This window comes from Rickettsia gravesii BWI-1, assembly GCF_000485845.1.
In the GTDB taxonomy this organism is placed as follows: domain Bacteria; phylum Pseudomonadota; class Alphaproteobacteria; order Rickettsiales; family Rickettsiaceae; genus Rickettsia; species Rickettsia rickettsii.
On sequence record NZ_AWXL01000023.1, the window covers coordinates 1 to 7,227 of the forward strand.

A 7,227-nucleotide genomic window follows, 5' to 3' on the forward strand; every position below is an offset into this window, starting at 1 on the left:
CACCCGCCAATATTAGCATGATTATTCCTAGAATAATACCTACTATATTAAATGCATTTATAAAAGTAATATTAACCTCCTTAATTAATGCGTGAGCAAATGAAGGTGGTAGTTGTTGAGCAATAATTATTCCTTCACCGATTGAGTCACTAGCTATTTCTGCCATTGTGATACAGAAACACCGTGAGGGATTACTAGATTGTTACTATATATAAAAGACGTAAACAATAACAGCTATACCTAATACATTACCTAATTCATATGCTGTTTCTTGTAATGCTGCTGCACCTCCGGATCTCTCTGCCGGTATTGCATTCATCATAACTGTTACGGTGGTAGAGAGGCATAGACTACTTCCTATACCAAGCAATCCAAGATATATAGTATTCGATAATAAATCTCTAGAGTCTAATACTAAAATTGCTAATTAAGAATAAACGCATATCCACTAACGGATCATCACTTTTAAGTTGGCGTAAATATTATTAGTAACACAATGCCAATTAATAGCATTCCGCCGGATACTAGATTCATAATACCGTATTTAGCCAACATCTTAATGCCTTGAACTAAAGCTGCCATCCCAAAAAACGATTGAAATATTCCTATCCAATCCCATAGTTCATTACTAGGATTAATGATTCAGGAATCCAAACTATGCTAAAAGCAATAATTACTAATGCAATAGGTGCATTTATAAAAAATGCAAATTGCCAACTTAAAAGCTCAACCAATACTCCTCCTAGTACTGGTCCTATAGCTGCTCCTACGGTTGCCATTATTCCCCACACGGATATTGCGATCATACGTTCATGTGTATTAGTAAAAATGTTACGCAATATTGATAAAATGGAAGGCATCATCACTGATCCTCCTAACCCAAGTAAAGCACGACATAATACTAATCCCCATGAGCTATCAAATACATAAACTAACATTGAAGCGATGGAAAAAACTAAAAGCCCTCAAAGTAATAATCTTTTACGACCAAATCTATCTCCTAATGCACCTGCGGTAATTAGAAGACCTGATAATATTAATGCATATGCATTGATTATCCATAATTGTTGTAAATTAGATGGTTTTAAATCAAGGATTATAGTAGGCATAACAGCATGCAAGATTGTAGCATCCATCGATACCAAAAGTAAGCAAATGCTTAAAATAATTAAAATATGCCATCTAAATTTATAAGATATAGATGATGAATTATCTTTAGCGATATATTCAGTTTGCGGAAATTGTGATACCATATGTGATAAGTTATTTAATAAGGGTTTTACTAAATCTAGCTTTTTCGAGAACTATGGGACTGTTAACAAGTAATTTAATTAGCTTTAAAATTTATTTTGTTAATAGTCCTAGGTTAATTCAGTTGGTAACATAGTAAGCAAGTCCAAATCAATTAACCATAACACAAGTAAATTTAACATCTAAGCATCACCTAGTATGGAAGTCAAGATTTAATCTTACAAGCACAATAACATAAATAAAATTTGATTTTTCTTTCTCAAGTTTATATTTTAATTGGTAAGTTTATAATATGGAAATTTATGTCAAATACAGATAAGGAAAGAGCCATTGCCGCAGCACTCGCACAAATTGAAAAAAGCTACGGTAAAGGTTCGGTAATGAAACTAGGACAGCGTCCGCATGTTGATATAGAGGCCGTATCGACCGGCTCACTTGGGCTAGATATAGCTCTTGGAATCGGCGGTGTTCCCAAAGGTAGAATCATCGAAATTTTCGGTCCTGAAAGCTCAGGTAAAACCACTCTAACATTGCATTTAATTGCAGAAGCTCAAAAAAAGGGTGGTACATGTGCTTTTATTGATGCCGAGCATGCATTAGACCCTGCTTATGCTAAAAAATTAGGCGTAAATATTGATGAGCTTATTATTTCACAGCCCGATACAGGTGAACAAGCCCTAGAAATTGCCGATACGTTAATTCGCTCCAGCGGTATTGATATGATAATAATAGATAGTGTTGCGGCTTTAGTACCGAAATCAGAGATTGAGGGCGAAATGGGTGATGCTCAAATGGCTTCTCAAGCAAGGTTAATGAGCCAGGCTTTGCGTAAACTTACCGCATCAATTAATCGCACCAATTGTATTACTGTTTTCATCAATCAAATCAGAATGAAAATAGGTGTGATGTTCGGTAGTCCTGAAACTACGACAGGCGGTAATGCCTTAAAATTCTATGCTTCTGTTAGGATCGATATAAGAAGAATCGGCTCCATTAAAGATAAAGAAGAAGTAATAGGCAGCCAAACCAAAGTAAAAGTAGTCAAAAACAAAGTATCTCCTCCATTTAAAACTGCAGATTTTGATATAATGTACGGTTCAGGTATTTCAAAAGAAGGCGAGATAATCGACCTTGGAGTTAAGCTTGATATTGTTGAGAAATCCGGCTCTTGGTTTTCCTACAAGAACGTACGCATAGGTCAAGGGCGTGAAAACGTCAAACAATATTTAAAAGAACATCCACAAATTTCCAACGAAATTGAGAAAATAATACGTGAAAAATCGTCAAAAATTACTAATATAAATCTTGATCAAACGGAGGAAGAAAATGATTGATTTAACAGGTAAAACTTCCTTAATTACGGGAGCTTCAGGAGGCATAGGCGGAGCTATAGCGAGGTTACTGCACAAACTCGGAAGCCATGTAATTATTAGCGGTAGTAATGAGGAAAAATTAAAATCCCTTGGAAATGTTGTAAAAGATAATTATACGATAGAAGTATGTAATCTTGCCGATAAGGAAGAATGTAGTAATTTAATATCTAAAGCATCAAAGTTAGATATTTTAGTATGTAATGCCGGTATTACTAGCGATACGCTAGCAATTAGAATGAAAGATGAAAATTTTGACAAAGTTATTGATATTAATTTAAAAGCAAATTTTATTTTAAATCGTGAAGCAATAAAAAAAATGATACAAAACAGGTATGGACGTATTATTAACATATCTTCAATAGTAGGAATTTCAGGTAACCCCGGGCAGGCTAATTATTGTGCTTCTAAAGCAGGTTTAATAGGTATGACCAAATCGCTCTCTTACGAAGTTGCAACCAGAGGAATTACGGTTAATGCAGTAGCTCCAGGATTTATTAAATCAGATATGACCGATAAACTAAATGAAAAACAAAGAAAAGCTATAGTACAAAAAATTCCGCTAGGTACTTACGGTATGCCGGAAGACGTGGCAAACGCAGTCGCATTTTTAGCAAGCGATCAGGCATCATATATTACCGGTCAAACTATACATGTAAACGGCGGTATGTTAATGGTATAAAAATTAATAAGATTATTTTGTGCTAGCATAAAATAATTTTTTGTGCTAGAAATTCTTTTAAAGATAAAATGCAATGAATATTTTAAATAAATATTCATACAGTTAAAATAAAGTCTAATAGCTGAATAACCGCTATTATACGGCATATAAAATTAAATGATTTATGGAGTTCAAAATTATGAGTACAACGGATAAGATCGAACAGAAAGTTATTGAAATGGTTGCTGAAAAGCTAAATAAAGATAAATCGATAATAACTACGGATTCAAGATTTATAGAAGATTTGAAAGCCGATAGCCTTGATACCGTAGAGTTAATGATGGCAATAGAAGTTGAATACGGTATTGATATCCCTGATGATGAAGCCACTAAAATTAAAACCGTAGCCGATGTTATAAAATATATCAAAGAACGCCAATCTTAATCTGCATAAATTAAATCCCTAATAGATAATTAAAAATGTCGAATCAAAGAGTAAATAAAAGAGTAGTTATTACCGGCCTTGGACTTGTTACTCCTGTTGGGCTTAATGTTAGCTCATCTTGGAAAAATATTGTAGATGGAGTAAGCGGTATAAAAACTATTACAGAATTTGACACTTCTAAACTTGCGTGTAAAATTGCCGGACTTATAGATAACTCTGAGAAAGATGGATTTAAACTTGAAAATTTCACACAAGCAGATGACGTTAATAGACTAAGTAAAATGGATAAATTTATCCATTACGGAGTAGCAGCCGTAACCGAAGCAGTTGAAGATAGCGGCTGGTTACCCGACGATGAAAAATCTCGTGATAGAACCGGCTTGATATTAGGTTCAGGAATCGGCGGGCTTAAAATGATCGAAGATACCTCTATCAAACTTTATCAAGAAAATAACGGCAAAGTTAGTCCTTTCTTTATCCCCGCTTCATTAATTAATCTTTTATCCGGTCTTGTTTCTATAAAATACGGTTTTAGCGGTCCAAACCAAGCGGCAGTAACAGCTTGCTCTACAGGGGCACATGCTATAGGCGATGCTATGCGTATGATAAAGCACGGCTATGCCGATGTTATGATCGCAGGCGGTGCGGAAGCTCCAGTTACACCTGTCGGAGTTGCAGGTTTCGTTGCTGCTAGAGCATTATGTACTAAATATAACGATAATCCTGAAAAAGCCTCAAGACCTTGGGATAAAGACCGCAGCGGCTTTGTTATGGGTGAAGGAGCAGGCGTTGTAGTCTTAGAAGAATATGAGCATGCCTTAAATCGAGGAGCTAAAATTTACGGTGAAGTTATAGGATACGGCTCTACAGGTGACGCCTATCATATGACAGCTCCACATCCTGAAGGTAGAGGAGCTTATAGAGCGATGAGAGACGCAATGTTAGATGCAACTATCACGCCCGATATGATTGATTATATTAATGCACACGGTACTTCTACTACACTTGGTGATGGAATAGAATTAGCAGCCGTACAAAAATTATTTTTAGAAGCGAATCCCAAAGTTTTAATGTCTTCTACTAAATCATCAATAGGACATTTGCTTGGTGCGGCAGGAAGTGTTGAGTTTATCTTTTCAGCTCTTGCAATTAGAGACCAGATTGCACCACCAACCTTAAACTTAGATAACCCTATGGATGAGGTGAATATAGATTTAGTTGCACTTAAAGCTAAGGAAACTAAGATAGATTACGTGCTTTCCAACTCGTTCGGATTCGGTGGTACTAATGCTAGTTTAGTGATTAAGAGTATACTCGTTTAATTTGAAAAATTAGCACAAAGTCCTATAAGCGCTGTGGTACTCACGTATTAAGTATACGTTCCGCTCCTCGTCTTATGGACTCCTTGCGCTTTTCCAAATTAAACTTCGTCTACCAACCTTTAACTAATGTCATTCCTGCGAAAGCAGGAATTCAGTAAAACATATAAAAACTTATTTTTATATGTTTATTCTATCAAATATGTAATTTTGTACCAATATTAAGGTTATTTTTCTAGATTCCTGCTTTCGCAGGAATGACATAAAAACTAGCCAATAATCAACTATGACCCCAATTTATTACATTAAAGACGGTAACTTAAGTTTTGCGGATAAAGTAATTTTATCTGATTTAGAGCTTTATTTGTACAAAGGCGATAAGATTTGTCTTATAGGACGTAACGGCTGCGGGAAATCAAGCTTAATGAAAGTAATATCAGGTGATTATGAGTTAGATAACGGTGAATTATTTCAAGATCCTTTAGTTACAACCGGTTATTTAAGACAAGATATTTCTATAAAAACTCATCTCACTGTTTATGATTTTGTCTTACAACAAACAGATAGTACAAAAGAAATAGATAAATACCAAATCGATATAATTCTAGAAAAATTCCAAATCAACGGAACAGATAATTTATCCACCTATTCCGGCGGTCAACTGAGAAGAGCAAGCCTTGCTAAAGCTTTAATATTAGAGCCGGAAATATTACTACTTGATGAACCGACTAACCATCTAGATATTGCAACAATCGAATGGTTAGAAGAATTTGTTAAGTCTTCTAACGGTGCTATTATTTGCGTTAGTCATGATAGAACATTCCTCTCAAATGTTACTAATAAAATTTGGTGGCTTGATAGAGGAATTTTACGTAAATCCGATAAAGGATTTAAATTTTTTGATGAATGGCAAACAATTATCATAAACCAAGAAGAAGCCGCTCTTCAGAAACTAAATAAAAAATTATCTCAAGAAAATGAATGGTTAAATGCTGGTGTTACTGCTAGACGTAAGCGGAATCAAAAGAGACTTGCGGATTTGAAAGCTTTAAGAGCAATAACACAAGAACAGACTGCAAAACTAGCTAGTTCAACACAAAGAATTAGGGCAGAGCTTGCTGAAAATATAGCTAAAAGTAAATTCATTATTGAAGCAGATAATATTACTTTTAGTTATAAAAATACTAAAATTATTGATAATTTTAACTTTCGTGTAAAAAAAGGCGAGAAAATTGGTATAATCGGTGCAAATGGCTCAGGCAAATCTACCTTTATCAAACTACTAACACAACAGCTTACCCCTGAAAGCGGCAAAATTATATATGGCGGTAATTTAGATATTTCATATTTTGATCAACATAGAGAAAAACTAGAGCCTAATCATACATTACAACAAACTTTATGTCCTACAGGCGGTGATCAAGTATTTTTGCCAAACGGTAAAACCATGCATGTTGCCGGTTATTTAAAACAATTCATGTTTAATCCTAAACTACTTAATGCAAAAACCACTATTTTATCAGGCGGTGAAGCTAATAGATTATTACTTGCAAAAATTCTCATTAACCCTGGAAATCTGTTAATTTTAGATGAACCGACTAATGACCTCGATATGGATAGTCTGGAAATTTTACTAGATATACTTGCAGATTATTCAGGTACTTTAATAGTCGTGAGTCATGATCGTGACTTTTTAGATAGGTTAGTTACTAGAACTTTAGTTTTCGCTCAAGGTAAAATTCATGATTTAACAAGAGGTTATGAAGATTATAAGCAGTATTTTACTACCTCTCCTATAGCCAAAAAAGCTTCAAAACCACTACCACTAACTTCTCAAAAAGAACCTCTAAATAAAAAGCTATCTTATAAATATCAGCGTTTGCTTGAAACATTGCCCAACGATATTGAAAAGCTAGAAATATCCATCAAACACTTAGAAAAAGAACTTGAAGACGTTAATCTATATTTAGATAATCCTCAAAAATATAACCGCATTACTAGCCAACTAATTAATGATAAAAAGAAACTAGACGAGTTATTAAATCAATGGCTAGAAATACAAGATTAATTTTTATTAAAATTTTCTTGACTTAATTATTAACTTTTGTTAACGTTTCTTGGCGTTAATATTAAAGATGATGAGCATGTATGTCTGATATAACAGCTACATTAAAATATAAA

The 7,227-nt window shown here is 34.2% G+C and carries 7 protein-coding genes; 5 read left to right on the forward strand and 2 right to left on the reverse strand.

The window, feature by feature from the left end:
* Positions 1–605: 605 nt before the first annotated feature.
* Positions 606–938: an MFS transporter gene (locus RGRA_RS13900; RefSeq protein ID WP_236609857.1), complete on the reverse strand. Its 333-nt coding sequence runs from the start codon at positions 936–938 to the stop codon at positions 606–608.
* A 27-nt stretch (positions 939–965) separates the two neighbouring features.
* On the reverse strand, positions 966–1,253 hold the full coding sequence (locus tag RGRA_RS12670; RefSeq protein WP_174345172.1) for a hypothetical protein: 288 nt from the start codon (positions 1,251–1,253) through the stop codon (positions 966–968).
* 300 nt (positions 1,254–1,553) lie between these two features.
* Between RGRA_RS12670 and recA the strand changes: the two genes are divergently transcribed.
* The 5 genes from recA (at position 1,554) to RGRA_RS0107330 (ending at position 7,114) form a co-directional block, all read left to right on the forward strand.
* Positions 1,554–2,585 (forward strand): recombinase RecA, encoded by a 1,032-nt coding sequence (recA, locus tag RGRA_RS0107310; protein WP_014411056.1) that lies wholly within the window; start codon positions 1,554–1,556, stop codon positions 2,583–2,585.
* A complete protein-coding gene (fabG, locus tag RGRA_RS0107315) occupies positions 2,578–3,303 on the forward strand; it encodes a 3-oxoacyl-ACP reductase FabG (RefSeq protein ID WP_017442627.1) in 726 nt (241 codons plus the stop codon). Before recA ends, fabG begins: the two co-directional genes overlap by 8 nt.
* A gap of 163 nt (positions 3,304–3,466) precedes the next feature.
* Positions 3,467–3,727, forward strand: a complete 261-nt coding sequence (gene acpP, locus RGRA_RS0107320; protein ID WP_174345174.1) for an acyl carrier protein — start codon at positions 3,467–3,469, stop codon at positions 3,725–3,727.
* A gap of 35 nt (positions 3,728–3,762) precedes the next feature.
* Entirely contained in the window at positions 3,763–5,049 is a 1,287-nt protein-coding gene (gene fabF / locus RGRA_RS0107325; RefSeq protein ID WP_017442629.1) for a beta-ketoacyl-ACP synthase II, read from the forward strand.
* Between the two features lie 283 nt (positions 5,050–5,332).
* Entirely contained in the window at positions 5,333–7,114 is a 1,782-nt protein-coding gene (locus RGRA_RS0107330) for an ABC-F family ATP-binding cassette domain-containing protein (RefSeq protein ID WP_017442630.1), read from the forward strand.
* The last annotated feature ends 113 nt before the right edge of the window (positions 7,115–7,227 follow it).